22 protein-coding genes are annotated in these 25,548 nt (G+C 70.9%); 8 read left to right on the top strand and 14 right to left on the bottom strand.

Annotated elements, in window-relative coordinates:
* Nucleotides 1–62: 62 nt before the first annotated feature.
* The 3 genes from AOQ53_RS02575 to AOQ53_RS02565 form a co-directional block, all read right to left on the bottom strand.
* A complete protein-coding gene (locus tag AOQ53_RS02575; RefSeq protein WP_059414580.1) occupies nt 63–1,040 on the bottom strand; it encodes an alpha/beta fold hydrolase in 978 nt (325 codons plus the stop codon).
* A gap of 96 nt (nt 1,041–1,136) precedes the next feature.
* Nucleotides 1,137–1,631, bottom strand: coding sequence for a lamin tail domain-containing protein (locus AOQ53_RS02570; RefSeq protein ID WP_059414578.1), 495 nt, complete (start codon nt 1,629–1,631; stop codon nt 1,137–1,139).
* 143 nt (nt 1,632–1,774) lie between these two features.
* Entirely contained in the window at nt 1,775–3,139 is a 1,365-nt protein-coding gene (locus AOQ53_RS02565) for an FAD-dependent oxidoreductase (RefSeq protein ID WP_059414577.1), read from the bottom strand.
* 143 nt (nt 3,140–3,282) lie between these two features.
* On the opposite strand from AOQ53_RS02565, the gene AOQ53_RS45685 reads away from it, so the two are divergent.
* The gene (locus AOQ53_RS45685) at nt 3,283–3,462 is read left to right on the top strand and encodes a hypothetical protein (RefSeq protein ID WP_236711531.1); all 180 of its coding nucleotides are present in this window, start codon (nt 3,283–3,285) and stop codon (nt 3,460–3,462) included.
* Nucleotides 3,463–3,598: 136 nt separating this feature from the next.
* Here the strand turns inward: AOQ53_RS45685 and AOQ53_RS02560 are convergent, their stop codons facing one another.
* The 3 genes from AOQ53_RS02560 to AOQ53_RS02550 form a co-directional block, all read right to left on the bottom strand.
* Complete coding sequence (locus AOQ53_RS02560; RefSeq protein ID WP_174523219.1) at nt 3,599–6,334, bottom strand: SpoIIE family protein phosphatase/ATP-binding protein; 2,736 nt, start codon at nt 6,332–6,334, stop codon at nt 3,599–3,601.
* Between the two features lie 163 nt (nt 6,335–6,497).
* A complete protein-coding gene (locus tag AOQ53_RS02555; protein ID WP_059414573.1) occupies nt 6,498–7,043 on the bottom strand; it encodes a hypothetical protein in 546 nt (181 codons plus the stop codon).
* A gap of 28 nt (nt 7,044–7,071) precedes the next feature.
* Nucleotides 7,072–7,518 (bottom strand): ATP-binding protein, encoded by a 447-nt coding sequence (locus AOQ53_RS02550; RefSeq protein WP_107083993.1) that lies wholly within the window; start codon nt 7,516–7,518, stop codon nt 7,072–7,074.
* A 314-nt stretch (nt 7,519–7,832) separates the two neighbouring features.
* On the opposite strand from AOQ53_RS02550, the gene AOQ53_RS02545 reads away from it, so the two are divergent.
* Both AOQ53_RS02545 and AOQ53_RS02540 read left to right on the top strand, forming a co-directional pair.
* A complete protein-coding gene (locus AOQ53_RS02545) occupies nt 7,833–8,063 on the top strand; it encodes a DUF397 domain-containing protein (protein WP_037673508.1) in 231 nt (76 codons plus the stop codon).
* A 170-nt stretch (nt 8,064–8,233) separates the two neighbouring features.
* Nucleotides 8,234–9,148 (top strand): helix-turn-helix domain-containing protein, encoded by a 915-nt coding sequence (locus AOQ53_RS02540; RefSeq protein ID WP_059414570.1) that lies wholly within the window; start codon nt 8,234–8,236, stop codon nt 9,146–9,148.
* A gap of 51 nt (nt 9,149–9,199) precedes the next feature.
* On the opposite strand, the gene AOQ53_RS02535 is transcribed toward AOQ53_RS02540, so the two are convergent.
* Together AOQ53_RS02535 and AOQ53_RS02530 are read right to left on the bottom strand one after the other, a co-directional pair.
* Nucleotides 9,200–10,027: an SAM-dependent methyltransferase gene (locus AOQ53_RS02535; protein ID WP_059414569.1), complete on the bottom strand. Its 828-nt coding sequence runs from the start codon at nt 10,025–10,027 to the stop codon at nt 9,200–9,202.
* A 425-nt stretch (nt 10,028–10,452) separates the two neighbouring features.
* The gene (locus AOQ53_RS02530; protein ID WP_059414568.1) at nt 10,453–11,832 is read right to left on the bottom strand and encodes a GH1 family beta-glucosidase; all 1,380 of its coding nucleotides are present in this window, start codon (nt 11,830–11,832) and stop codon (nt 10,453–10,455) included.
* Between the two features lie 153 nt (nt 11,833–11,985).
* Here AOQ53_RS02530 and AOQ53_RS02525 point away from each other — a divergent pair, with 153 nt between their 5' ends.
* The gene (locus tag AOQ53_RS02525) at nt 11,986–13,668 is read left to right on the top strand and encodes a hypothetical protein (RefSeq protein WP_059414567.1); all 1,683 of its coding nucleotides are present in this window, start codon (nt 11,986–11,988) and stop codon (nt 13,666–13,668) included.
* Between the two features lie 44 nt (nt 13,669–13,712).
* On the opposite strand, the gene AOQ53_RS02520 is transcribed toward AOQ53_RS02525, so the two are convergent.
* Entirely contained in the window at nt 13,713–14,426 is a 714-nt protein-coding gene (locus tag AOQ53_RS02520; RefSeq protein ID WP_236711530.1) for a 2-oxoglutarate/malate transporter, read from the bottom strand.
* Between the two features lie 48 nt (nt 14,427–14,474).
* Between AOQ53_RS02520 and AOQ53_RS02515 the strand changes: the two genes are divergently transcribed.
* Nucleotides 14,475–15,101, top strand: a complete 627-nt coding sequence (locus tag AOQ53_RS02515; protein WP_059414566.1) for a TetR/AcrR family transcriptional regulator — start codon at nt 14,475–14,477, stop codon at nt 15,099–15,101.
* A gap of 42 nt (nt 15,102–15,143) precedes the next feature.
* On the opposite strand, the gene AOQ53_RS02510 is transcribed toward AOQ53_RS02515, so the two are convergent.
* A complete protein-coding gene (locus AOQ53_RS02510; RefSeq protein WP_059414564.1) occupies nt 15,144–15,521 on the bottom strand; it encodes a winged helix-turn-helix transcriptional regulator in 378 nt (125 codons plus the stop codon).
* 126 nt (nt 15,522–15,647) lie between these two features.
* Here AOQ53_RS02510 and AOQ53_RS02505 point away from each other — a divergent pair, with 126 nt between their 5' ends.
* Both AOQ53_RS02505 and AOQ53_RS40190 read left to right on the top strand, forming a co-directional pair.
* On the top strand, nt 15,648–16,298 hold the full coding sequence (locus AOQ53_RS02505) for an FMN-dependent NADH-azoreductase (RefSeq protein ID WP_059414563.1): 651 nt from the start codon (nt 15,648–15,650) through the stop codon (nt 16,296–16,298).
* 81 nt (nt 16,299–16,379) lie between these two features.
* Nucleotides 16,380–16,553 carry a CsbD family protein gene (locus AOQ53_RS40190; protein WP_078945100.1) on the top strand — a complete coding sequence of 58 codons (174 nt, stop codon included), beginning with the start codon at nt 16,380–16,382 and terminating at the stop codon, nt 16,551–16,553.
* 103 nt (nt 16,554–16,656) lie between these two features.
* Here the strand turns inward: AOQ53_RS40190 and AOQ53_RS02500 are convergent, their stop codons facing one another.
* Genes AOQ53_RS02500 through AOQ53_RS02480 form a run of 4 tightly spaced genes read right to left on the bottom strand, consistent with a single transcriptional unit; the run spans nt 16,657 to nt 22,156 of the window.
* Nucleotides 16,657–17,658 (bottom strand): ABC transporter ATP-binding protein, encoded by a 1,002-nt coding sequence (locus AOQ53_RS02500; protein ID WP_059414562.1) that lies wholly within the window; start codon nt 17,656–17,658, stop codon nt 16,657–16,659.
* The gene (locus tag AOQ53_RS45680) at nt 17,651–19,660 is read right to left on the bottom strand and encodes a dipeptide/oligopeptide/nickel ABC transporter permease/ATP-binding protein (RefSeq protein WP_236711529.1); all 2,010 of its coding nucleotides are present in this window, start codon (nt 19,658–19,660) and stop codon (nt 17,651–17,653) included. Before AOQ53_RS45680 ends, AOQ53_RS02500 begins: the two co-directional genes overlap by 8 nt.
* Before the next feature lie 14 nt (nt 19,661–19,674).
* Nucleotides 19,675–20,601, bottom strand: coding sequence for an ABC transporter permease (locus AOQ53_RS02485; RefSeq protein ID WP_059414561.1), 927 nt, complete (start codon nt 20,599–20,601; stop codon nt 19,675–19,677).
* Between the two features lie 13 nt (nt 20,602–20,614).
* Nucleotides 20,615–22,156, bottom strand: a complete 1,542-nt coding sequence (locus AOQ53_RS02480) for an ABC transporter substrate-binding protein (protein ID WP_059414559.1) — start codon at nt 22,154–22,156, stop codon at nt 20,615–20,617.
* A 217-nt stretch (nt 22,157–22,373) separates the two neighbouring features.
* On the opposite strand from AOQ53_RS02480, the gene AOQ53_RS02475 reads away from it, so the two are divergent.
* Nucleotides 22,374–25,535, top strand: a complete 3,162-nt coding sequence (locus AOQ53_RS02475; RefSeq protein ID WP_059414558.1) for an RICIN domain-containing protein — start codon at nt 22,374–22,376, stop codon at nt 25,533–25,535.
* The last annotated feature ends 13 nt before the right edge of the window (nt 25,536–25,548 follow it).

Genomic DNA, 25,548 nt, shown 5'->3' with positions numbered 1-25,548 from the left:
CCCTCAACGCCACACCGGGCCGGAAGGACACGCACCACCACAACCGACCTGACCAAGCACTACTAGGCCGGGAGGAGGCCGGCGAGCCAGTCGGTCAGGAGCCGGTTGGTCTCCGTGGGGCGTTCCTGCTGGAGGAAATGTCCGCCGCCGTCAAGGATGTGAGAAGCCGTCAGTCCGGGCAGGGTGGCCGGGTACGCCTCGATCGCGTCGGCCAGCCAGGTCGTGGACGCGTCCAGGGCGCCGCCGATGAACAACGACGGCTGTGTGACGGGGGCACCGGCGTAGTCCGCCAGGTCCTGCCAGTCCCGGTCCATGTTCCGATAGCGGTTCAGGGCGCCGGTCATTCCGGTGCGTTCGAACTCCCCGGCGAAGACGTCCAGGTCGGCCTCGCTCAGCCAGCGCGGCAGTCGGCCGACGGGGAACCGGTCGCGCAGCGTCCCTCCGCGGGCGACGAAATGCGGACTGGTTTCGGGCATCGTGTCGGCGGACAGGGCGGCGTAGAAACCCGCGAGCCAGCCGCGCACGTCGGGCTCGATCTCCGCTTCGGCCCGGCCGGGCCGCTGGAAGTAGGAGACGCAGAACTCGTCCTCGCCGCCCATTCGCGCGAAGACCTCACTGGGCCTGGGGCCGCCGGGCGGCGTGTAGGGCACGCTCAACAGCCCCGCTGCGCGGAACACCTCTGGCCGGATCAGCGCGGACGTCGCGGCGATCGTCGCACCCCAGTCGTGCCCGACGACCACCGCGGACCGCTCGCCCAGCGCCTCCACCACGGCGACGTTGTCCTCCACCAGCTCGACCATCCGGTACGCGTCCACCGCCGCCGGCCGGGACGAGCGCCCGTAGCCGCGAATGTCCACGGCCACCGCGCGATAGCCCGCGGCGGCCAGGGCCGGCAGCTGATGACGCCACGCGTACCAGGACTCCGGGAACCCGTGCAGCAGCAGTACCAGCGGCCCGTCACCCTGCTCGACGAGGTGGATGCGGCCGGCCGGTGAAGGGACGAGGCGGTGCGTGCGGTCGCCGACGGACGTCTGCGGCATGGATCCTCCTGCGGTCCGGAGAAAGGTGCTCGGTCCACCGATCATCCGGCGCCCGCAGCGACGCACGCGAAGCCTGTTGCCGGTTCGGCAAAAGGCTCAGCCGTGGTAAGTGATGTACCCGTTGCCGTCCTTGTCGGAGCCGCTCTTGGTGTACGAGTGCACGTCGGCACGGCTGCCGGACGGCTTGTACACGTAGATCGTGTCCTTGTCGTTGTTCCACATGAAGTTGCAGTTGTCGCGGTACACGACGTTCTTCGCGTCGGAGTCGGTCCCGTTGCCGCCGCGCAGCTTCACGTAGTCACCCGGCTGAAGGGTGTGGCTCGCGGTGAAGGTGAACTTGTTCCCCGCGGCGTCCTTGACCACGTACCCCTTGAGGTTCACGGTCGTCGACCGCGAGTAGTTCTTGATCGTCAGGTACTCCTCGTCGGTGTTCCCCGTCGAGCAGCGGTTGGAGTCGCTCCCGGGAGCGTCGTACTGGATCCCGCGGATCTTCAGCGCGGAGTTGTACTCGGCGGCATGGGCCGGAACCGCCGTCAGGGCGGCCAGGGCTCCGGCAGCGGCGGCCGTGGTGGCGACAAGGCGTATACGCATGGACGTTCGTCCCCCCTGTATGGCCCTCTGATGAAGGTCATGTGATGGTTTCGTGAAGCATCCGGATCGTACACGGTTCAAGCACACATAAGGGCGGGTCCGGTGACATTGCCACCGGACCCGCCCGCAGGGTGTGTCGGACGTCAGGCGCCGCTCGCCCGCAGCATGTCCTCACGCTCGACGATCTTCACGCGCTCGCGGCCCTCGGGCTCGCCCAGAGCCTTCTCCGCGGCGTCCAGCTTGTACCAGCCGTCCCAGGTGGTGAAGCGGACGTTCCGCTCGGCGAGGAACGCGTCCAGGGCCTCGGGGGCGGGGGTGGCGGGCGTGTGCAGCCGGCCGTTCGCGTAGTCGTCCAGCAGGTTGGCCACCGTCTCGTTCGCGTCGCCCTTGGTGTGGCCGATGAGGCCCACGGGGCCGCGCCGGATCCAGCCGGTGACATACGTGGACCGGAGGTGCTCGCCGGTCTCCTGCATGACCCGTCCGCCCTCGTCGGGGACGGTACCGGAGTCGATGTCCCAGGGCAGCTTGGGGAGTTTGTCGGACAGGTAGCCCACCGCACGGTAGACCGCGCCGACGTCCCAGGTCTTGAACGTGCTGGTGCCCTTGACGTTGCCGGTGCCGTCGAGTTCCGTGCGCTCGGTGCGCAGTCCGACGACCTTGCCGTCCTCGCCGAGGATTTCGACCGGTGACTCGAAGAAGTGCAGGAAGAGCTTGTGGGGCCGGTCGCCGGCGTCGCGGATCGCCCAGTTCTCCAGGGTCTTGGCGACCATGTCGGCCTGCTTGTTGCCGCGCCGGGTCGCGATCGAGCCCTCGTCGTAGTCGATGTCCTTGGGGTCGACGATGACCTCGATGTTGGGGGAGTGGTCCAGCTCCCGCAGCTCCATCGGGCTGAACTTCGCCTGCGCCGGGCCGCGGCGGCCGAACACGTGTATCTCCTTGGCCCGGTTGGCCTTCAGGCCCTCGTAGACATTCGCCGGGATCTCCGTCGGGAGCAGCTCGTCCGCCGTCTTGGCCAGGACGCGCGCGATGTCGAGGGCGACGTTGCCGACGCCGAGCACGGCGACCTTCTCCGCCTCCAGCGGCCAGGTGCGCGGCACGTCCGGGTGTCCGTCGTACCAGGAGACGAAGTCCGCGGCGCCGTACGAGGCGTCGAGGTCGATGCCGGGGATGGACATCGACCGGTCGGCCATCGCACCGGTGGCGAAGATCACGCCGTCGTAGAACGCGCGCAGGTCGTCCAGGCCGATGTCGGTGCCGTAGTCCACGTTGCCGAAGAGCCGGATCTGGGGCTTGTCGAGGACCTGGTGCAGGGCCGTGATGATGCCCTTGATCCGCAGGTGGTCGGGCGCGACGCCGTAACGGATCAGCCCGAACGGCGCCGGCATGCGCTCGAAGATGTCGATGGACACGCCGGGTTCGGCGGCCACCTCGGACTTGAGCAGGGCGTCGGCGGCGTAGATCCCGGCGGGGCCGGATCCGACGATGGCTACCCGCAGGGGGCGGGGCATGGTCAGGTTCCCTTCGAGCGGCGACAAGCGATCTCGCCGTGAAGCCTAAACTGAGGCATGCCTAAGTTGGTACGCGGGTCCGGTCTATGAGCTCATAAGGCGACTTTATGGCCTCTCGTAGAAGGTCTTTTGTCCTCTGCCTCGTGCCTCATGGCCGGCCGTTCGGCCCGAGGCACCTCTCACACGCGGATGACTGTGCCCTGACGACGAAGGAACGCCGCTACCACGACCCGACGCGGCCACTGGCCCGCCCCTGTCTGTACGGCATCGCCACCAACCTCGTCGGTCAGCACCGTCGCGCCGAGGCCCGCCCGGCCGTGTAGTCGACGGCTCCCAGCCCTCCCGTACAGCTACTGCGGCAGGATCCTCGACGAACCACCCCTGGGCGAGCACCAGGTGCGCCGGCCGCCCACGGACGTACGCGAACGGCGCCCCGAGCCGGCGCAGGCCGGTGACCGCTCACGGCAACGGCTGCTCCGCCCAGATCACCTTCCCGGCGGGCAGATAGCGCGTCCCCCAGCGCTCGGCGAGCTGTGCGACCAGGAACAGCCCCCGCCCGCCCTCGTCCGTCATCGTCGCGTACCGCAGATGCGGCGATGTGCTGCTGCTGTCGAACACCTCGCAGATCAGGTTGCGGTCGCGCAGCACCCGGACGTGGATGGGGCCGCCGCCGTAGCGGAGCGCGTTGGTGACCAGCTCGCTCAGGATCAGCTCGGTGGTGAACGTCAGCTCGTCCAGTCCCCACTCCGCCAGCCGGCGGGAGACGGCCGCCCGCACCTCGCCCACGGCCGCCGGGTCGGCCGGCACCGGCCACTCGGCGACCTGGTCGGCGGTGAGCGCCCGGGTGCGCGCGACGATCAGGGCGATGTCGTCGCTGGAGCGGGCCGTGAGCCGCGCGTCGAGGACGGTCCGGCAGGTGTCCTCGGGGGACTGACCGGCCCGGCCCAGCGCCTCACGCAGCATGTCAAGACCGACGTCGATGTCCCGCTCCCGGTCCTCGACCAGCCCGTCGGTGTAGAGGACGAGCCGACTGCCCTCCGCCAGCTCCAGCTCCGCCGTCTCGAACGGCAGGCCGCCGAGCCCGAGCGGGGGACCGGCGGGCACGTCGGGGAACTCGACACTGCCGTCGGGGTGGATCAGCGCCGGCGGGGGATGCCCGGCCCGTGCGACGGTGCAGCGCCGGGTGACCGGGTCGTACACGGCGTACAGACAGGTCGCGCCGGTGACCGGGGCGCTGCCGTCCTCCTCCGTCTCGTCCTGGTCGATGCGGCCGACCAGCTCGTCCAGCAAGGCGATGAGTTCGTCGGGCGGGAGGTCGAGCGCGGAGAAATTGTGCACGGCGGTACGCAGCCGCCCCATGGTGGCCGCGGCGTGCAGCCCGTGCCCGACGACGTCTCCGACCACGAGCGCGACCCGGGCCCCCGAAAGCGGCAGCACGTCGAACCAGTCGCCGCCCACCCCGGCCTGCGCGGGCAGATAACGGTAGGCGATCTCCAGTGCGTCCTGCTCGGGCAGGTTCCGGGGGAGCAGGCTGCGCTGGAGCGTCACCGCCATGCTGTGCTCGCGGGTGTAGCGGCGTGCGTTGTCGATGGAGACGGCGGCCCGCGCCACCAGCTCCTCCGCCAGGGCCAGCTCGTCCGTGTCGAAGGGCTCCGGCTTCTCGCAGCGCCAGAAGCTGACCACGCCCAGCACCAGGGAGCCGGCCCGCAGCGGCACGGTGATCAGGGAGTGGATGCCGTATTCCACGATCTGCGCGGAGCGCTCGAGATCCTGTGCCTGCCAGCCGGCGGCCTCGGCCAGCCGGGCTTCCAGGACAGGCCGGCCGGTGTCGAGACTGCGGCCCTGCGGAGAGGACTCGACGAACCTGATCCGCTCGCCGACGGCGTAGAGAGGAGCGTCCTTGCGGATCCCGCTCAGCGCCGTGCGGCTGAGCGCGGCCGCCGCGTCCGGCTGCCCGCCGCTCAACACCGCGTCGAACAGGTCCACGGTGGCGAAGTCGGCGAACCGGGGCACCGCCAGCTCGGTCAGCTCCTCCGCCGTACGGGTCACATCCAGGCTCGTGCCGATGCCCACCCCGGCGTCGTACAGCATGTTGAGCCGTTCCCGCGCGGTCTCGGCCCGGCCGGACAGGGCACGCAGCTCCGTGGAGTCGCGGAGCGTGGCGACACTGCCGGGCGGTACGCCCGCACGGTCCGTGGTGCGCTGGTTCACGGCGAGGAGCCGGTCCCCGACGCGGTGCACCTCGTCCGTGGCGACGCGCCCGGAGGCCAGCAGCTCGGCGGTGCCGGGGTCGAGACCCAGGCTCAGCACGTGCCGGCCCTCGGCGTCGGCGGGCAGTGCGAGCAGACGGTGCGCCTCGTCGTTGGCGAGCAGCAGGGTGCCCCCGTCGTCGACGATGAGCACGCCTTCGCGGACGGCGTGCAGCACGGCGTCGTGGTGTTCGTACATCCGGGTCATCTCGTGCGGCCCGAGCCCGTGGGTCTGGCGCATCAGCCGCCTGCTCACCAGTGCGGCCCCCGCCGTCGCCAGGAGGAGCGCCACCGCGGCGGCGGACAGTACGAGCGGCAGCTGACGGTCGGCGGTGCCACCGACGTTGGCGGTGGTGATCCCGGCCGACACCAGGCCGACGACCTCGCCGTCCGGAGCTTTCACCGGCACCACGGCCTGCACGAGGGGGCCGATCGTGCCGGTGATCTGCTCGGTCACCGGCCTCCCGGCCAGCGCGGGCTCGAGCGTCCCGACGAACTTCTTTCCGATGCGGTCCGGCTTGGGATGGGTGTAGCGGATCCCGTCGGTGTTCATGACGACGATGAAGTCGACCTTCGACTGTTCACGGGCGGCTTCGGCACGCGGCTGGAGCACCGCCGTGGGGTCGGGACTCTCCAGCGCCTCGATCGTGCCGGGCGCGTTGGCGAAGGTTTCCGCGACGGCGAGCGAACGGTTGCGGGCCTCCTGGGTCGTGTCGTGCCGCACTTGCAGCACCAGCGCCACCACGGCCGCCACCACCAGCAGCAGCACGATGACCACGACGAGCAGGAACACCTGTCGGGCGACACTGCGTCCGCCCAGCACCGACCGCAGCCCCGCCACCGGATGCCACCGTGACGGGCCCGCCTCCCGCCGCTGCCGTTCGGACGGCGCAGCGCCGGGCCGCAGGGGCGATCGAGTCCCGGATCGACCCAAGAGTCGGACCATGTGCCATGTCTACACTGCCCGGCCGCGCGAGGCGAGGGGCATCACCCATGGTGACAGGGGGCCCTCACCGTATCGTCACGTCTCCCGGCGCCCGGGACGCCCGCGAACGCTGTCCGCCCCCGGAACGGGCACGGACGGCAGACCCTCCGGGAGGTCCCGGGCCTCAGGTGGCGAGCGAACGGGCGAGCTCGGTCGTGGCCCGGGCGATCTCCGTGTCCTCGTCCGCCATCAGCCGGCCGAGCTCGCCGCGCCGGGCCCGCACCGCCTGGCGCGCCGCACGCTCCCACACCACGGGGTTCTCCCGGCGGTTCAGCAGCTTCGGATAGACGGCGGCGGTGCTCTCCCACTGCCGGGCGTCGGCGATGTTCTTGAGCAGCCGGATGATCTGGGCGCGGCAGGTCACCTGCGGCAGCTTCGCCAGCTCCCACAGGAAGGGAACCGTGGCGGCCGTCGCCTGCTCCACGACGAAACCGAACTGGCAGATCCGCTTCCGCAGGTCGGCTAGAGCGGAGCGGGCGGTGTCGGCGTCACCCCAGGCGATGCCGTTGAGCAGGAGGGGAATGGCGGCCGCCGAACCGGTGGAGTCCTGGATCTCGCCCCAGGGCACGCGGTCCAGGGCCGTGAGCGGCGTGTTCCTGGCCACCCCGGACGGGGCGTCGGGGCGCTGTGGGCGCTCGCTGCTCGGGTGTTCCGTCGAAGCGCTGCGCATGGCGTGGGGCCTTTCCGCGGCAGTCGTGTCAGATGGGTGGACAGGTCGACAACCTGGCCCAGACCGTCTTGCCCGCCGGAGGGCAGGGGGTCCAGCCCCATTCCTCGGACAGGGCGTCGACGAGGCACAGGCCCCTGCCGTGCTCCTCCAAGGCGGAGCCGGCGGGCGTGTACACGGGTGGGTGGTCGTCGGGGTCGGAGACGGTGACCAGCAGATGGGTGGGGTCCAGGAGGAATGCGAGCCGGATCTCCGGCGCACCCGGCGCACCCGCCGCCGGTGCCGCGTGCGTCGCGGCGTTGGCGGCGAGCTCGGTGACGACGAGCGTCGTGTCGTCGTAGCGGTGGCCGAGTGACCAGACATGCAGCGTGTCGCGGGTGAAGGACCGGACACGCGCGAACCCCTCCCTGGTGCACTCGACGCGCAGGGCGGCCGAGACGGACAGGGCACCGGAGGGCTGCGGCACCGTCTCCGGCATCGGGAGCGGGGCCCCGTACGGCGTCGCCTCGTACGACGTCACCGTGGGTGGGCCGGGCGGGAATCCGGTGCTCGTGCCGGGGGCGCCTGCGTGTGCCGCAGCCTCACTAGGCGGCCGGAGCACGTACTGCGCAGCTGATGACACGGCATCTCCCCGATGCGAGGTCAGGAGGCGGCGCCAGCACAGGGGTTGACGCCGCAGCTATTATCCACGCCGATGGCGCTCCCGTGCAATTGCACGAGAAATTGCGTGACAATCAAGCCGCGTTGGGTACACGGGGCCGGGACGCGAACGAGAACAGCGAGGAGACCGCGGTGCCACCAGTGCAGAACGGAGTGCAGGCAAGCTCGTTGGACGCCTGCTGGATCAAGAGCCGGCACAGCAACGCCGAGGGCAACTGCGTCGAGGTCGCCCCTCTCGTCGACGGCGGGATCGCCATGCGCAACTCCCGTGACCCCGACGGGCCCGCCCTCGTCTACACGGCGGCGGAGGTGGCGGCGTTCCTGGCCGGGGCGAAGGACGGCGAGTTCGACCACCTGCTGTGAAGACGGCACGCTCTGAAGTCCGCATGCCGTGGAGCCCGCACGCTCGGAAGTCCGCACAGTGATGTGGAGCCCAACTCCCCTATTTCGTGGGGCTTCTTTGGGGGATGCGGGGACGCCCGACAGAGTGCGATAGTGTAAATCGCCCTTGTGCCGGTCTGCTGGGAGTCAGGATGTCCGCCGCGTCGCATCGCATCTCCCGTCTGGAACCCTATCTGGACAGGCCCGAGCCGGCGCCGACCCTGCTGAAGATGCTGGTCGGCGTACAGCTGGCAGGCTTCCGTGAGGACGCCGGGCTCGCCCAGGACCAGGCAGCGCGCGCTGTCGGCTTCAGTGCCGCGAAGCTGTCCCGCATCGAGTCCGGCAAGGGCCGCCGCCCGCCGACGGAGAACGACGTCCGCGCGCTGCTCCGGCTGTACGGCACCGACGACTACGAGGCCTCGGTGCTGCTCAAGCTGTTGCAGCGCGCCGGCGAGCCGGGCTGGTGGCAGCGGTACGACAAGCGGCTGATGCCCGAGTGGTTCGACCGGCTGGTCGGACTCCAGGAGGCCGCCGCCACCATCCGTACCTTCGAGATCCAGTACGTGCCCGGCCTTTTGCAGACACCCGCCTACACCAGGGCCGTGGTGGAGAGGGGCCTGCCGAACGCGCCGGCCGGCGAGGTGGAGCGGCGTGTGGAACTGCGCCGGCACCGGGCGCGGTTGCTGTTCCGGCCGGATGCCCCGCAGCTGTGGGCGGTCATCGACGAGTCCGTGCTGCTGCGCGTCCTGGGCAGCACCGAGGTGATGCGGGAGCAGCTCGCGCACCTCGTCGAGATGGCCGAACGCCCCAACGTGACGCTGCAGATCGTCCCGCTGAACGTCACGAACGCCTCGGCGCCCGCCATTCCGGTCACGTATCTGCGCTTCGGCGGTCTCGATCTCCCCGACGTGGTCTACCTGGAGCACATCAAGAGCGCGAACTTCCTGGAGGACCTCGACGAGACGGAGGAGTACCGGATCGCGCTGGACCGTCTCGCGGACGAGGCGCTCAAGCCCCGTGACTCCCTGGAACTGCTGCGCACGACGATGGAGCAGCGCTACCCGTGACGTGCCCGTGCCTCGCGCGGGATGACCTGCGTCCCGCGCGAGGCACCCGAGTCACTTCTCCAGGGGAATCCGCCCCACGCCGCCGAACTCGATCCACTCGTGGGTGAGCTGACGGGGTGCCACCTCTGTGTCCGGACGCCACGTGGACACCTCCACCAGTCCCGGCTCCAGGATCTCCAGACCCTCGAAGTACGCGGCGACGTCCTTCTCCTCACGCACGCGGCCCCAGTGCCCCTGGGTCGCCTGGTCCATGAAGTTCGTGACGAAGTCACGGACCTCGGGGTCCTCGCTGACCAGCTGGCACATCACCATGAAACTGCCGGGCGCGAGCCGCTCCCTCACCCGGCTGGCCACCGCGAGCGGCCCGTCGGTGTCGCTGTCCGGGATGCAGTGGAACACCGAGTTGAAGAGGACGCACACCGGCTCGGAGAAGTCGATCAGCCGCTTGGTGTCGGGGTGGTCGAAGATCAGGTCGGTCTCGCGCATGTCCGCGTGGATGACGCTCGTGCGCTCGTCCTGCTCCAGCAGCGCACGGCCGTGGACCAGCACCATCGGGTCGTTGTCGACGTACACCACGTGGGTCGTGGGGTCGATGCGCTGGGCGACCTGGTGCACGTTGTCCTGCGTCGGCAGGCCTGATCCGTGGTCGAGGTACTGCCGGATGCCGTACTCCTCGGAGAGGGTCCGCACGACCCGCTGGAGGAAGCGCCGGTTGTTCAGCGCGAGGCGGCGCGTGCTGGGCACGACCTTGTCGAGTTCCTCGCACGCGGCACGGTCGGCCGCATAGTTGTCCTTGCCGCCCAGGTAGTAGTCGTACATGCGCGCTGCCGTCGGCACGTTCGCGTCGATCTCGGTGGACAACTGCTTCTCGGAGTTCATCGTTCCCCCTGCGTGGTGCCGCGCCAATGGACTGGCTGGACAGGAAGTACATCCTAGGGAGCGGGAGTTGGGGGCTGCCAGCCCAGTGGCGAAGGTGCCACGATCGAACGACCGGATGATCGTCCCCCGCGACACGGTGTGCGCCCTGTGCCGCTCTCGTGTACTCAGTGTCACCGCAGGCTTCGGTGGTCACGGTGGGGTACTTGCCGGGGGACGTTCTCCTGTGGGAGGTGGGACCGTGGACACCTCGGCCGACCGGATCGCGGATCCCTGGGTGCGCGTACGCCGTACGACCCCGGCACGCCCTGGCCGGCCGGACGGACACGCATCTGCGGGCCGGGACCGCCGAGCAGGACGTGGAGCGGTGGGTGCAGTCCGCCTCGCTGCCGCACTCCAACGGGCGACGCGATGGCTGCCCCGGGCCGTCACCGCCGCCGCGCGGCGATCACCGACCGGTACCAGTGGTAGCTGTCCTTCGGTGTCCGCTGCTGCGTGGCGTAGTCGACGCGGACGATCCCGAAGCGCTTGTCGTAGCCGAAGGCCCACTCGAAGTTGTCGAGGAGGGACCACACGAAGTAGCCGCGGACGTCCACGCCGGTGTCCATGGCGGCCCGCAGCGCGGTGACGTGGTCGCGCAGGTAGGCGACCCGGTCGCTGTCGTGCACGGCACCGTCGGGGCTCACCTCGTCGTCCTCCGCCGAGCCGTTCTCGGTGATGTGGAGGGGCGGCAGGGCGTCGCCGTACCGCTCCTTGAGCCCCACGAGCAGATCGGTGAAGGTGTGGGGCGCCACGGCCCAGCCCATGGCGGTGCGACGCACGCCGGGCATGGGCACCTCCGCGTACCGGTTGTCGGTTGCCACCCGCTTCGCCGGGTCGCTCTCGCGGTACGGGGCGTCGGCCACGACGGTCGGCCGGTAGTAGTTGATGCCGAGGAAGTCCAGCGGCTGGGAGATCAGCTCCAGGTCGCCGTCCCGCCGGAAGTCCTGGCCGGTGATCAGCTCGCCCCAGGTGTCCTTCTCGGTGGCCGGGTAGCGGCCCGCCAGGATCGGCTCGGTCCACACCAGGTTGTGCTGCGTGTCGGCACGGGTGACGGCCGCCCGGTCGGCGGGGGAGTCGGTGGCGGGGAGGTTGTGGTCGAGGTTGAGGGTGATGCCCACCTCGCGTACGCCGGCCGCCCGCAACGCCCGCACGGCCAGGCCGTGCCCGACCAGCAGGTGGTGGGCGGCGGCCAGCGCGCCCCGGCCCTCGCGGGCGCCCGGGGCGTGCCGGCCGACGGAGTAGCCGAGGAAGGCGCTGCACCACGGCTCGTTGAGGGTGATCCAGCGCGGCACCCGGTCGCCCAGGTGCCCGGCGACGACGGCCGCGTACTCGGCGAACCGCTCGGCGGTCTCCCGCACCCGCCAGCCGCCACCGTCCTCCAGGGCCTGCGGCAGATCCCAGTGGTAGAGCGTGGCGGCGGGCTCGATGCCGGCCGCCAGCAGTTCGTCGACCAGTCGGGAGTAGAAGTCCAGCCCCTTGGGGTTCACCGGGCCGGACCCGTCCGGGACGATGCGTGGCCAGGCGATCGAGAACCGGTAGGAGTCCACGCCCAGCTCCCGCAGCAGTGCCACGTCCTGCGGATAGCGGTGGTAGTGGTCGCAGGCGACGTCACCGGTGTCGCCGTTCGCCACCAGGCCGGGTGTGTGGCTGTAGGTGTCCCAGATGGACGGCCCACGCCCGTCCTCCTGCACCGCCCCCTCGATCTGGTACGAGGCGGTCGCGGCCCCGAACACGAAGCCGGGCGGAAAGCTCGGGAAGTCAGTCATGTTCTCAAAGATGCCCGGCCCGGCTCCTCGAAGCACGGCGAACTCATCGAAATCCGAGCCGCTAATCTTGGAATACGAGAATTCATCGGTGATCAAGGGCGTGTCCGCACCCGCTATTCTCACGGCTCCCGGCCGCTTTCCCAGGAGAAACCCATGGGCGACTATTACGACCTCGGCACGCACGGCCGTCCCGTCACCACGTCCTCCGCCGAGGCCCAGCTCTGGTTCGACCGCGGCCTGGTGTGGACGTACGCCTTCCACCACGAGGAAGCCGTCGCCTGTTTCGAAAAGGCCGCCGAGGCGGACCCGGAGTGTGCGATGGCGTATTGGGGTATCGCCTACGCGCTCGGCCCGAACTACAACAAGCCCTGGGAGTTCTTCGACGGTGAAGAGCTGGTGCGGACCGTCGAACGCACACATCACGCGGTCGAACGGGCCCACGGCAAAGCCGTAAACGCCACATCGGTGGAACAGGCCCTCGTCGGCGCGCTGCGGGCCCGCTACCCGCAGCCGGAGGCCGTCGAGGACTGCTCGGTGTGGAACGAGCCCTACGCGGACGCGATGCGCGCGGTGTACGAACTGGCGCCCGACGACCCGGACATCGCCACCCTGCACGCCGACGCGCTGATGAACCTCACCCCCTGGCAGCTGTGGGACCTGACCACCGGTCAGCCGGCCGAGGGCGCCCGGACGTCGGAGGCCAAGGCCGTGCTGGAAGGCGCGCTCGGGACCGAGGCCGGCGCTCGGCACCCCGGGGTTCTGCACCTGTACATCCACCTGATGGAGATGTCCCCGACACCGGAGCAGGCCCTCACCGTCGCCGACCGGCTGCGCGGCATCGTGCCCGACGCCGGGCACCTGCACCACATGCCCTCGCACCTCGACGTCCTGTGCGGCGACTACCGCCGGGTCGTCGCGGCCAACACTGACGCGATCGCCGCCGACGAGAGGTTCCACCGGCGGGCCGGCGCGATGAACTTCTACACCCTCTACCGGGTGCACAACTACCACTTCAAGATCTACGGGGCCATGTTCCTCGGCCAGGCACGGGTCGCCCTCGACACCGCCGCCCAGCTGGAAGCCGCCATCCCCGAAGAGCTGCTCCGCGTGCAGAGCCCCCCGATGGCCGACTGGCTCGAGGGCTTCCTCGCCATGCGCGTCCACGTACTGATCCGCTTCGGCCGCTGGGCGGACATCCTCGCCCTGCCCGCCCCCGCCGACCAGGAGCTGTACGCGGTGACCACCGCCATGCGGCACTACGCCCGGGGCGTCGCCCTCTCGGCCACCGGCGAGGTCGGCCGGGCGGAGGCCGAGCGCGAGCTCTTCCGCGCGGCGGTGAGCCGGGTGCCCGAGACGCGGATGCTGTTCAACAACACCTGCCACGACATCCTCGCCGTCGCGGCGGCCATGCTGGACGGCGAGCTCGAATACCGCAGGGGCAACCACGACCTCGCCTTCGCCGCCCTGGAGCGGTCCATCGAGCTGGACGACAACCTTCCCTACGACGAGCCCTGGGGCTGGATGCAGCCCACCCGCCACGCCTACGGCGCCCTGCTGCTGGAACAGGGCCGGGTGGCGGAGGCCGAGGCGGTCTACCGCGCGGACCTCGGCCTCGATCCCACCCTGCCCCGCGCCCTCCAGCACCCCGGCAACGTCTGGTCCCTGCACGGCTTCCACGAGTGCCTGCTCCGGACGGGCAAGACCGCCGAGGCGGCCCTCGTGGCCCAGCAGCTCAAGACGGCGACCGCGCTGGCCGACGTCCCGATCCAGGCGTCCTGCTTCTGCCGCCTGGACACCGCGCCCGGCCCCCAGTCGGCCGGCGGGTGCTGCCACTGACTGTCAGCCAGCCGAACGGACCGCACGGACCGAACGGCCGCCGGTCAGCGCCCGGTCGACGGCTGCGGTGCCGACGCCCGACGCATCAGGGCGACGCCGTACACGACGATCCACACCACCCACATCAGCCAGCCGACGAGGCCGAGCAGACCGAGCGGGCCGGTGTGGTCGATGACCAGTGGGGCGAGCACGGCCGAACCGAACAGCAACACCGCCGCCACCAGCCCCCACCTGCCGTGCCACGGCCGGATCAGCCCGGCGCGCAGGCCGCCGACGGACAGGCCGAGGAGCGCGAGCGCGAGGAAGGTGCCGTTGAGGGTGAACAGGGCGTCGTGCAGCGCCCAGAGGCTCGTGTCCGCGTCGACACCGTCCGCGGCCGTCGACGCGAGCGCCAGCCGGATCGCGATGACCCCGGCGAAGTCGGCGTTCTGAAGGACGAGTCCGGCGAACCCGAGCAGGGCCCATGCTTCGCCCCGCTCCCGCTCGGACTGCCACACCACACGGACCGCGCCCGCCCCGAACAACGTGGCCAGGATCCAGGCCGCTGGGGTGAGCGCGGAGCCCAGGCCGACCAGGTCCGCGTGCGCGCGGAAGAACCCGTCCACCTCCCCGATGCCGGCGCCGGTGCGCGGCAGACCGGCCGGGACCAGGAGCACGTTCCCGGCCACGATGAGGAAGGCGAAGCCGAGGGCGGCGAGACCGCTGACCCGGGCGAAATCCATGGCGGCCGGGGCAGCACCCGGCTGTTTACGTAACATATATTGATTATAGGCTGCGTTAAGTGAATGGCGGGAAGGGGCAGGTGCATGGGTGAGGAGCCGGGGCGGCGGCGGTACGACTCGCTTCGCCGAACGGCGCAGGCGCAGCAGACCCGCGCGGAGATCGCCCGCGCCGCGCTGGAGCTGTTCGTCTCCCACGGGTGGACGGCCACGACGGTGCGGGACGTGGCGCGCGAGGCGGGGGTGTCCGTGCCGACCGTCTACGCGGCGTACGGGAACAAGGCGGGACTGGCCCGCGCGCTGGCCGACGCGGCGGATCTCTCGGCCGATGTACCGCAGTTGATCGCGGAGCTCGAGTCCCCTACGACCGACCCGGCCCGGCAGCTCGCCGCGATGGCCGGCTACGACCGGCGCCTGTACGAACGCGCCGGCGACGTCATCACGCTCGTACGGGAAGCGGGCCGCTCCGGACCCGAGCTGGCCACGCTCTACCACGACAGCCGCGTCCGCGGCGACCAGACCCGGGTGCAGGTCTTCTCCTCCTGGCCGGCCGGCGTCCTGCGCTCCGGCCTCGACGTGCCGTCCGCGGTCGACGTCTATGCGGCACTCTGCAACATCGACGTCTACAGCGTGCTGACCGGTGAGCGCGGGTGGTCGCCCGACCGGGTGGAGCAGTGGTGGTGCGGGGCGCTGGTGCGCGAACTCCTGGCCTGAGGCAGGGTGCCGGCGGTTCCGGTCAGGGCGTCGCCGGGGCCCTCAGGTGCGCGTCGCCACCGTGCACGGTGAGCCTTCCGGCAGATGGGTCTTGGCCCACAGCGCCAGCTCCCTCAGGGCGGGCTCCAGCGCGGCCCCGGCCTCCGTCAGCCGGTACGAAACCCGCAGCGGCGGGCCCTCGTCGACCTCGCGCACCAGGAGCCCCGCGAGGGCGAGTTCGCTGAGCCGGTCGGAGAGCATGCGCTCGCTGATTCCCGGGATCGCCCGGCGCAGGTCGGCGAAGTACGCAGGCTGACTCACGAGCACGGACACGATCGGACCGGTCCAGCGCTTGCCCAGCAGTTGGAAAACGCGGCTGATGCCGTCGTCCACCCGCTTGCACGCTGCCCTGTCGTGTGTCTGCTCCTGTGCTTCCGCCATGCCTTGAGGGTACTACTCTGACGTTCGGGGGTGAAAAAAAGTAAGTACCTGTGTTAAACGTAGTCCAGTACAAAAACTCAGCCCGCGGTCGACCGCCTCGGGCCCGTCGTTCCCTTGGAGGCACCCATGGCCACGCTGCTGCACATCGACTCCTCCGTGTTTCCCGACGGCGCTTCCGCGTCCCGCTCCGTGACGGCCGCCTTCCGCAAGGCGTGGAACGAGCAGCACCCCGACGGCACGGTGATCTACCGGGACCTCGCCACGAACCCCGTACCGCACCTGACCGCCGATGCGCACACGGCCGGCTTCGTGGATCCCGCGGCGCACAGCCCGGAACAGGCGGCCGCGTTCGCCGAGCGCGCGCGGCTCATCGAGGAGCTGGAGCGGGCGGACGCCGTGCTGATCGGCGCCCCGATGTACAACTACTCGATCCCGTCGACCCTGAAGGCCTGGCTGGACCACGTCGTCCTGATGGGCCGTACGGCGGGCGAGACGCAGTCGGCCAAGGGCATCCCGGTCACCATCGTCGCCAGCCGTGGCGGCTCCTACGCGCCGGGCACGCCCCGCGAGGGATACGAGTACGTCCAGAACTACCTGACGGCGGTCCTTGCCGATGCCCTCGGCATGGACCTCCACTTCATCGTCCCGGAGCTCACCATGGCTCCGCACAACCCGGCGATGGCCGAGTTGGTGCCGCTCTTCGAGGCCTCCCGCGAGCGCGCCCACCAGGACGCCGCCGCCAAGGCCAAGGAAGTCGCCGAGCGCCTGGCCGCCTGACGCCCGGCATGTTTGGACTGACGCTCAGTGGCCACCCGGACCGTGACCCCGACGTCGGACACGGCTGGGAGTGAACGAATCGTGGCTGGAGAGAAGAAGGCCAAGGCGAAAGCCGAGCAGGCCGAGGGAAAGGCCAAGGAGACGGTCGGCCGGGCGGTGGGCAACGAGCGGCTGGAGGCCGAGGGCCGGACGAAGCAGTCGAAGGGCGACGCGCGGCAGGCCAAGGAAAAGGCCAAGGACGTTTTCAAGCACTGACGAGCGCCGCGTGAAGAGGGGCCCTGCCGCGGAGGCAGGGCCCCTCTTCACGCACCCGCCGACGACCTCGTGGTGCCCCATCCCGCGACACACCAGTCGCATCTCAAGCCCTGACCGCGGGTGTCTCCTCCAGAGGGAAGTGGCATGCCGCACCGTGGTGCGGCGCACCGGGCGGAGGTGCGGGAACCGCCTCGGCGCACAGGTCCCGCACCTGCCGGCACCGGGTCCGGAACCGGCATCCGGACGGCGGGTCGGCCGGTGAGGGGATCTCACCGGTGAGCAGGATGCGCTGTCGCCTGCGTCCGCCGCCGGCCACGGGGGAGGGGGCCGCCGACAGCAGCGCCTCCGTGTACGGGTGGCGCGGCCGCTCGTAGACCTCCTCCGTCGGGCCCGTCTCCATGATCTTGCCCAGGTACATCACGGCGACCCGGTCGGCGAGGTGCCGCACCACCGACAGGTCGTGCGAGATGAACACGTACGACAGTCCCAGCTCGTCCCGCAGGTCGCACAGGAGGTTGAGCACCTGCGCCTGCACCGACAGATCCAGCGCGGAGACGGGTTCGTCGCAGACGATCACCTCCGGCTCCAGCGCCAGGGCGCGGGCGATCCCGATCCGCTGCCGCTGCCCCCCGGAGAACTCGTGCGGGTGACGGCTCGCGTCCGACGCGCGCAGGCCGACCATCTCCAGCAGCTCGGCCACGCGGGCCGCCCGCTTCGACGCGGGTACGAGGCCGCGGTGGGTCAACCACGGCTCGCCGATCAGATCCGCAGCGCACAGACGGGGGTTGAGCGAACCGAACGGGTCCTGGAACACCATCTGCACCTTCCGGCGCCAGGCGAGCAGCTCCGCACCCGACAACGTGAAGGGGTCGACTCCCTCGTACCGCACGGTGCCCGCGTCCGGCCGCTCCAGCCTTAGGAGGACCCTGGCCAGCGTGGACTTGCCGCAGCCGGACTCGCCGACCAGGCCCAGGGTCTCCCCGCGTCCCAGGGTCAGGTCCACCCCGTCCAGTGCCCGCAGCCGGGTGCCGCCTCGCACGGTCCGCCGGACCTTGAAGCTCTTGGCCAGGCCGGTGGCCTCCAGAAGTGGCCCGTGCTCAGGCATCGGCCAGCTCCTTCCCGAAGTGGCAGGCGGCGGCCCGGCCGGCCCCGGTGCCGGTCAGCGCCGGACGGTGGGTGGCACAACGCTCCCGGGCCATGGGACAGCGCGTACGGAAGGCACAGCCGGCCGGCACCGCACCCGGGTCCGGTGGGCTCCCCGGGATGGAACTCAGCCGGGAGCCCCGGTGCTGCTCGGCCGGTACCGACGCCAACAGGCCTCGCGTATAAGGGTGGTGGGGTTTGCCGAACACCTCGGCGACCGGCCCGGTCTCCACCACCGTCCCCGCGTACATGACGGCGACCCGGTCCGCGTGCTCGGCGGCGAGCCCGAGGTCGTGCGTGATGAGGACGAGTGCCGTCCGCTGTTCGCCGCGCAGCTCACCGAGGAGGTCCATGATCTGCGCCTGGACGGTGACGTCCAGTGCCGTCGTGGGCTCGTCGGCGATCAGGACCCTCGGCCGCAGGGCGACCGCCGTGGCGATCAGCAGGCGCTGACGCATCCCTCCTGAGAACTGGTGCGGATACGCGTCCGCCCGGGAGCGGGCCTCCGGAATGCCCACGCGCTCCATCAGCTCCACTGCCCTGGCCTTCGCCGCCCGCCGGGACAGACCCTCGTGGATGCGCAGCGGCTCGGCGAGCTGGGTGCCGACCGTGAGGACGGGGTTGAGCGCGCTGAGCGCGTCCTGGAAGACCATGGCAACCCCGGGGCCGGCCAGCCGGCGTCTGGCCCGTGCTCCGAGCCCGAGCAGGTCCTCGCCGTCGAGGAGCACCTGCCCGCCCACCACCTCCGCGACCGGGTCGAGGAGGCCGGCGACGGCGTGCGCGGTCATGCTCTTGCCACAGCCCGACTCGCCCAGCAGCGCCAGGGTCTCGCCCGACCGCACGGAGAAGCCGACCCGGCGGACGACGTGGAGGGGTCCGGCCGGGGTGTGGACGTCGACGGACAGGTCGTCCACGACCAGGACGTCGGCCGCCGTGCCCCGTCCGGGGCCGATGGGACGGCTGCCGCCGGGAGCGGCGGTCGCGTCCGGCTCGGCCACGGCGCGGCCGCGCGTTGCCGGGCCGGTGCTCGTCCCACGCGACCACCGAGCACGCCACCCACTCCGCCGCACGCCCTCCCGCCACCGCTGTCCCGGGTCGGTCGTCATCCGGGCCCAGGAGGCGAGAACGGTCGCCGAGACGGTCGTGAGGACGATCGCGAGCCCCGGGAAGAGCGCGATCCACCACGCGCTCTGCAACTCCTGCCGCCCCTGGGCCACCATCAACCCCCAGCTGACGTCCGGCGGCTGGATGCCGATGCCGAGGAAGCTCAGCGACGACTCGGCCAGCATCACGAAGCAGAAGTCGAGCGCGGCGACGGTGAGCAGCGTCGGCAGCACACTCGGCGCGACATGGCGCCGGATGGTTGCCCAACCGCCCGTGCCGAAGGTACGGGCCGCGTCCACGAACAGCCGGCTGCGCAGCTCCGCCGCCTCGGCCCGGGCCGTGCGCAGATACACGGGGATCCGGGCGACGGCCAGCACCAGCACGATGCTCGCCGCGCTCGGCGAGAAGACGTACAGCACCACCACGGCCAGCAGCAGGGAGGGGAAGCTGAGGATCACGTCGGCCACCCGCAGCGACACGTTCTCGCGCCAACCGCCGTGATAACCCGCCCACATGCCCCACACCGAGCCGATCACCAGCGAGCACAGCACGGCCGGCACCGCCACGGCCAGTGTCGTCCCGGCCGCGGTCAGCAGCCGCGCGGCGACGGGCCGGCCGAGGGAGTCGCTGCCGAGGACGAAGGCCCAGCCGTGGTCGAGACTGAAGGGAGGCCGTCCCGGGGCGCGCAGGTTCTGGCGGGTCGCCAGGTCCCCGGCCAGCAGCGGCCCCAGGACGGCGCACAGCGCGACCAGGACCAGGACGAGGGCCGCCGCGCAGGCGAACCGGTCGCGGAGCAACAGGGTGAACCACCGACGCCGTACGGTCGTACCGCCCGTCTCGGATGTGGCGTTCTGAAGCATGTCCCGTCCTTGGCTCATGCCGCCGCCCGCTGCCGTACCCGCGGGTCGAGAAGCGCGTGGCAGAGGTCCACCAGGATGTTGAGGGCGAAGATCGCCAGAGCGGTCAGGAGCACCGCCGCCTGAAGCACCGCGAAGTCGCGCTGGAGCACCGAGTCGATCATGAGCTTGCCGATACCGGGCCAGCCGAAGATCGTCTCGACGACGACGGCCCCGTTGACCAGCCCCACGGCCAGATCTCCCGCGACGGTCAGCGCCGGTGCGGCCGCGTTGCGCAGGGCGTGCCCGAAGACCACCCGCGGCTCGGAGGCCCCCTTGGCGCGCGCCACCTTCACGTACGGGGCGGACAGCGCGGAGACCATGGCGCCCCGCACCACTTGGACCAGTACACCGAACGGGCGGATCAGCAGCGTGGCCACGGGCAGCACCCACGCCGCCGCGCCGCTCGTGCCGGAGGTGGGCAGCCAGCCCAGCGTGACCGCGAAGACCAGTACGCCCATGATGGCGATCCAGAAGTCCGGGACGCTGGCTGCCGTGGAGGACAGGAAGCTCGCGATCCGGTCGGTCGCCGAGTTGGGGCGGTAGGCCGCCAGGCTGCCGATGACCACGGCGCCCACGATGGCGAGCAGCATCGTCCAGCCTGCGAGCTGGAGGGTGGCGGGGAAGGCCCGCAGGACGGCCTCGCCCGCCGGCTGGGCGGTACGCAGCGACTCGCCGAAGTCGAGATGGACGACCTGGGCGAGATAGTCGCCGAACTGGCTGATCAACGGGTCGTCCAGGCCGTTGCGGGCGGCGAACTCGGCCCGCATCTCCGGCGTCGCGCTCAGCGGCAGATACAGGTTGGCGGGGTCGCCGGTGAGGCGGGCCAGGAAGAACACGCCGAGAACCACCACGAGCAGTGGGACGACACTGGAGACCGCCCGGCGGCGCAACAGGGTCAGCACGTGATGTCCTCCCTCAGTCCGCGCGCCGCATGTCGGCGAGCCGCATCTCGTCGTTGGTGGCCGGGTCGGGTTGGTAGCGGACCTTGGGGGAGAGGGCCAGCAGGCCGGTCATGTTGGCCATGACGGCGTCCCGTACGACCTTGTCGTTCTGGTGGGCGAACGCGTCCGCGAACGCCTTCTGCCGTTTCCCGCCCGAGGCGAGCTGGGCCCGTTCGATGAGCGTGTCGAGCGCGTCGGTGCCGTAGCTGCTCTGGGCGCCCTCGCTGCCGTAGATCTGCGCCATCGTGAACGCGGCGTCCCCCGCCTGGTTGCCGTGCTGGGCCTGGAGGAGGGTGGGGCCGGTGTCGCCGGCGGGGAAGGGGCGCAGCAGGTACTCCAGCCAGGCGTTGACGTCGAGCATCTTGATCCTGACCTTCAACCCGGCCTTGATCAGGCCGTCCTGGACGACCTCCATCGCCTCGGCGGCCTTCGGGTAGATGCCGTTGCGGCCGATGATGGTGAGGGTGATGTCGGTGCGGACTCCGTCGGCGCGGGCCTCGGCGACGAGTTCCCGGGCGCGTTCCGGCTCGTAGGGCCACGGCCGGAGGCGCGGGTTGTGGCCGGTGACGCCCTTCGCCACGAGCTGCCCGCTGGGCCGGCCGGCGAAGACCGCCGTGACCAGACCCTGCCGGTCGATGGCGTAGTTGACGGCCTGCCGGACGCGGATGTCGTCCAGGGGCGGCTTGGTGGCGTCCATCCGCAGGTACGAGACCTCGTTGGTGGCGAACTCGACGGCCCGGTCGCCCGCCCCGTCCTCCGGCGCGAGGCCGATGGCGACATCCGCCTCGTTGTTCGTGACCATCGCCGCGCGCACACTGCCCTCGGCGCGCCAGACATAGGTGGCGGCGGCGAAGTCGGGGGACTTGCCCCAGTAGCCGGAGAAACGCTTGAGCCGCAGGTACCGGCCCTGGTTCCACTCGTCGATCCGGTAGGGCCCCGTGCCGACGGGCTCGCGGACGCGGGAGTCGGGGTCGGTGCTCGTCGGCACGATCTCGACGAAGGACAGGCGCAGCGGCAGGATCGGGTCGGGCTTCGCCGTGGTGACCCGGAGCGTGGTGTCGTCGACGGGCGTGGCGGTGAGCTCGCTGTCCGCGAAGATGTAGCCGTCGACGTTGCAGTCGATCCCCGAGTCGGTGGCGCGCTTGACGGAGAACGCGGCCGCGTCCGCCGTGAACGGCGAACCGTCGTGGAAGGTGACACCCCTGCGGAGGGTGAAGGTCCACGAAGTCGCCGAATCGCGGGTCCACTTGGTGGCGAGGGCGGGTTCCAGGCGTCCGGTGGACGGTTCGCGCTCGGTGAGCGCCTCGGTGAGGTTGGCTCGTGTCACCCGGCCCGTCGCGGTCAGCGAGGCGTCACAGGGTTCGAGCGTCGGCGGTTCCTCGGGCAGGACGATGCGCAGGGTGTCCGGGCCGCCCCCGATGGGATCGGCACCGGCGACCGAGCAGCCGGAGACGGCGAACAGGACGGCGAGGGACGTGACGATCGGACGACTGCGGCATAAGCCTGAACCGGTCACTGCGCCTCCGCGTTCACTCGCGTACACAACAGAGAACGTCGTTTAGATATGTGGACGATGCGTCGACGATCATTATTGGGCTGTCGAGGCGGAGCGCGTCAAGGGGTGTGCGTCGGTTCCCAACTCGCCGCACCCCTTGACGTGTTGATTGCCGTCCTAAAACATTCGGGAAGCTCGATTGGTTCTGCGCGGTTCTGTTCACTCCCGAAGGGAATCCATGTCCAGCAGACATCGCCTCGCTCGTGCACTGGCGGTCGGCGTCCCCCTTGCACTCGGCGCGGGCCTCCTGGCGGTGCCGCCTGCCGCTGCCGCCGAACCGCCCGGCAGCGCGGTCACGGTTCGGATCGACCCGTCCTACCGGCAGCAGGAGTTCGAAGGGTGGGGGACGAGCCTCGTCTGGTTCGCCAACATCACCGGCCGCTACCCGGAACCCATCCGGCAGAAGCTCGCCGACATGCTGTTCGGTGAGGACGGCCTCCGCCTCAACATCGCGCGCTACAACATCGGCGGCGGCAACGCCCCGGACGTCCGCAAGGACTACATGAAGACCGGCGCGACGATGGACGGGTTCTGGAAGGCCCCCGAGGGCACCACCAGGGAGGACACCGACTGGTGGAACCCCGGCAATCCCGACCACTGGGACTGGTCCGCCGACCCGGGCCAGCGCTGGTGGGTGGACCGGGTCAAGAAGAAGGTGACCCGCTGGGAGGCGTTCAGCAACTCCCCGCCCTGGTTCCAGACCGTCAGCGGCTACGTCTCGGGCGGCTTCGACGCCAACACCGACCAGATACGGGCCGACCGCGTCGACGACTTCGCCACCTACCTGGTCAAGGTGACCGAGCAGCTGGAGAAGAAGCACCGCATCAAGTTCGACACCATCGCCCCGCTCAACGAGCCCAACACCAACTACTGGGGCACCCAGATCGGCCCCGACGGACAGCCCACCGGCGGCCGTCAGGAGGGCGCGCACGCCGGCCCGGAGCTCCAGCAGAAGGTCGTCCTGGCCCTGCACCGCGCACTGGAGAAGTCGAGAACGCGCGCGACGATCTCCGCGATGGACGAGACCAACCCGAGCACCTTCGTCCGCAACTGGAACGCCTACGACAGCTCCGCCCGCGCCGCCGTCGACCAGCTCAACGTGCACACGTACGGCACCGGCATGCGCACCAGCGCCCGGGACAGCGCCAAGGCCGCGGACAAGCCGTTCTGGATGAGCGAGGTGGAGGGCACCTGGGGAACCGGCACCGACTTCACCGGCATGGAACCGGGGCTCGGCATCGCCACCCGGGTCGTCGAAGACATCCGCGAACTGGAACCGTCCGCCTGGGTGTTGTGGCAGCCCGTCGAGGACTCCATCCCGCAGGCGGCGGCCGGCAAGAACTGGGGCAGCATCCACATCCCGTTCAACTGCACAGCGAAGGACACCCTGGAGACCTGCCCGATCAAGGCCAACACCAAGTTCCACACCCTGCGCAACTTCACCCACCACATCCGGCCCGGCGACCACTTCGTCAAGGCCGACGACCCCTCCAGCGTCGCCGCCGTACGCAAGTCCGGCCGCGGGGCGACCGTCGTGCACGTCAACAGCGGCACGACCCCGCGCGCCGTCAACCTGGACCTCTCCCGGTTCAAGCGCGTCGCCCCCGGTGCCACCGTCACGCCCGTGGTGACCAGCGCCGACGGAGCGCTCGTCCGCGGCACACCGGTGAAGGTGAAGGACGACTCCGCCACGGTGACCGTCCCGGCGAAGTCGGTCACCACTCTCCTCGTCGACGGCGTGTCCGGCACCGCCGAGGACGCCGCACTCGTCCAGCCCGGCCACGTCTACCGCCTCCAGGGAGCCCAGAGCGGCAAGTCCCTGGCCCCGTCCGCCGACGGCGACGGCGTCGTCGTCCGTACGCCCGACCCGGCCGCCAAGTCCCAGCTGTGGTCCGTGAAACGGCTGACCCGCGGCGACGGCAACCGTGACCGCTACGCCCTCGTGAACGCGGAGACGGGCGAACGCCTCGCCGTACGGGACGACGACGCCGTCCTGGAGGACGCCGACACACCGGCCGCGCAGTGGATCATGTCGACCACCGGGGACGGCACCTGGACCTTCGTCAACGCCGCCACGGGCCGGCTGCTCGACGTCGTCGGACAGTCGACGGCGGACGGCGCCCGCGTCTCGGCCTCCCTCCCCACCTCCAACGCGAACCAGCGCTGGGCCGTGACCGACGAGACCGTGCTGCGAACCCAGCCGGCCAAGGCGTTCACCGTCCCAGGCCGCGCGCCCGAACTGCCCGGCACCGTGACGCCCGTCTTCCGGGACGGAGCCCGGGGTACCGTCCCCGTGCAGTGGACGCTGCCCTCCGAGGCACGCTGGAGCAAGCCCGGAACGGTAAGGGTGAAGGGCAGGGCGACGGACGCCCTCGGACGGACCGTCCGCGCCGAGGCGGTCGTCACGGTGGACACCATCGCCTCCACCCTCCCGTCCCGCGCCAAGACCTACACCGGCGGACGACCCGACCTGCCCGGCACCGTCACCGGCGTCGGACGGCAAGGCGGAACCGCCGAACTCCCGGTCACCTGGGACCGGGCACCCGACGGCGCGTTCGACGACGCCGGAGTGGTGACCCTGCGCGGCACCGCCCACGTCCCCGGCGGCACCGGGGCGGCGGCGACCGTACGCGTCCAGGTCACCGCACCCCGGCAGAAGAACGCCGCGCCCGACGAGGGCGTGACGGTCGGCGCGACGTACACCGAGAGCGGGTACTCCGCAGAGGGCCTGCGCAACGGCGACACGTCCGAGAAGGCCTGGTCGAACTGGAGGTCCGGCACGAAGAACCCGTCCGACACCATCACCTTCACCCTGCCCGAGGCACGCGATCTGACCCGGGTCGTGGCCCACTTCCACCGCGACGGCACCAACGTCAGCTTCGCGGAGTCCCTCAAGGTGCAGGTCCGCGGGGACGACGGCACCTGGACCGACGCGAGCGAGACCGTGCCCGTCGGCACCGAGGGCACACCCGTCGCCGACGTCCCGGTGCGCGCGTCCGGCCCGGTGACCGGGGTCCGCGTGGTCATGACCGCCCGGCCGGGCGGCTACATCACCCTCGGGGAGATCGAGCTCTTCGCCAGGACACCTGGCGCCTCCTCGGACGCCGCCGCCGCGTCGATCGAGGTGGACGGCGTGGCGATCGGCGGCTTCGACCCGGACCGGACCGGCTACCGGGTGACCACCGACCGCCCGGACCGGGCGAAGGTCACCGCCACGCCACGCGACCCGTACGCGCGCGTGACCGTCCGCGAGGAGACATCACGGGTGGCCGTCGTGACCGTGAGCAGCGAGGACGGCTCGCAGACACGGCAGTACAGGATCGAGCTGACCCGCTCCTGAGGCATGAGAACGC

It is taken from the genome of Streptomyces azureus, assembly GCF_001270025.1.
Classification (GTDB): Bacteria; Actinomycetota; Actinomycetes; order Streptomycetales; family Streptomycetaceae; genus Streptomyces; species Streptomyces azureus.
Note: the sequence above shows the minus strand (reverse complement) of the source record. Positions and strands in the feature narration are given on the sequence as shown.

Bases quoted from the DNA above. Each gene is read 5' to 3' on its own strand.
- AOQ53_RS02505 (WP_059414563.1), top strand. From the start codon at position 15,648: ATGGCCACGCTGCTGCACATCGACTCCTCCGTGTTTCCCGACGGCGCT.
- AOQ53_RS02560 (WP_174523219.1), bottom strand. From the start codon at position 6,334: ATGGTCCGACTCTTGGGTCGATCCGGGACTCGATCGCCCCTGCGGCCC.
- AOQ53_RS02525 (WP_059414567.1), top strand. From the start codon at position 11,986: ATGGGCGACTATTACGACCTCGGCACGCACGGCCGTCCCGTCACCACG.
- AOQ53_RS02570 (WP_059414578.1), bottom strand. From the start codon at position 1,631: ATGCGTATACGCCTTGTCGCCACCACGGCCGCCGCTGCCGGAGCCCTG.
- AOQ53_RS02475 (WP_059414558.1), top strand. From the start codon at position 22,374: ATGTCCAGCAGACATCGCCTCGCTCGTGCACTGGCGGTCGGCGTCCCC.
- AOQ53_RS02535 (WP_059414569.1), bottom strand. From the start codon at position 10,027: ATGAACTCCGAGAAGCAGTTGTCCACCGAGATCGACGCGAACGTGCCG.
- AOQ53_RS02555 (WP_059414573.1), bottom strand. From the start codon at position 7,043: ATGCGCAGCGCTTCGACGGAACACCCGAGCAGCGAGCGCCCACAGCGC.
- AOQ53_RS45680 (WP_236711529.1), bottom strand. From the start codon at position 19,660: ATGCTTCAGAACGCCACATCCGAGACGGGCGGTACGACCGTACGGCGT.
- AOQ53_RS02515 (WP_059414566.1), top strand. From the start codon at position 14,475: ATGGGTGAGGAGCCGGGGCGGCGGCGGTACGACTCGCTTCGCCGAACG.
- AOQ53_RS02565 (WP_059414577.1), bottom strand. From the start codon at position 3,139: ATGCCCCGCCCCCTGCGGGTAGCCATCGTCGGATCCGGCCCCGCCGGG.
- AOQ53_RS02520 (WP_236711530.1), bottom strand. From the start codon at position 14,426: ATGTTACGTAAACAGCCGGGTGCTGCCCCGGCCGCCATGGATTTCGCC.
- AOQ53_RS02540 (WP_059414570.1), top strand. From the start codon at position 8,234: ATGTCCGCCGCGTCGCATCGCATCTCCCGTCTGGAACCCTATCTGGAC.
- AOQ53_RS02510 (WP_059414564.1), bottom strand. From the start codon at position 15,521: ATGGCGGAAGCACAGGAGCAGACACACGACAGGGCAGCGTGCAAGCGG.
- AOQ53_RS02575 (WP_059414580.1), bottom strand. From the start codon at position 1,040: ATGCCGCAGACGTCCGTCGGCGACCGCACGCACCGCCTCGTCCCTTCA.
- AOQ53_RS02500 (WP_059414562.1), bottom strand. From the start codon at position 17,658: ATGCCTGAGCACGGGCCACTTCTGGAGGCCACCGGCCTGGCCAAGAGC.
- AOQ53_RS02550 (WP_107083993.1), bottom strand. From the start codon at position 7,518: ATGCCGGAGACGGTGCCGCAGCCCTCCGGTGCCCTGTCCGTCTCGGCC.
- AOQ53_RS02530 (WP_059414568.1), bottom strand. From the start codon at position 11,832: ATGACTGACTTCCCGAGCTTTCCGCCCGGCTTCGTGTTCGGGGCCGCG.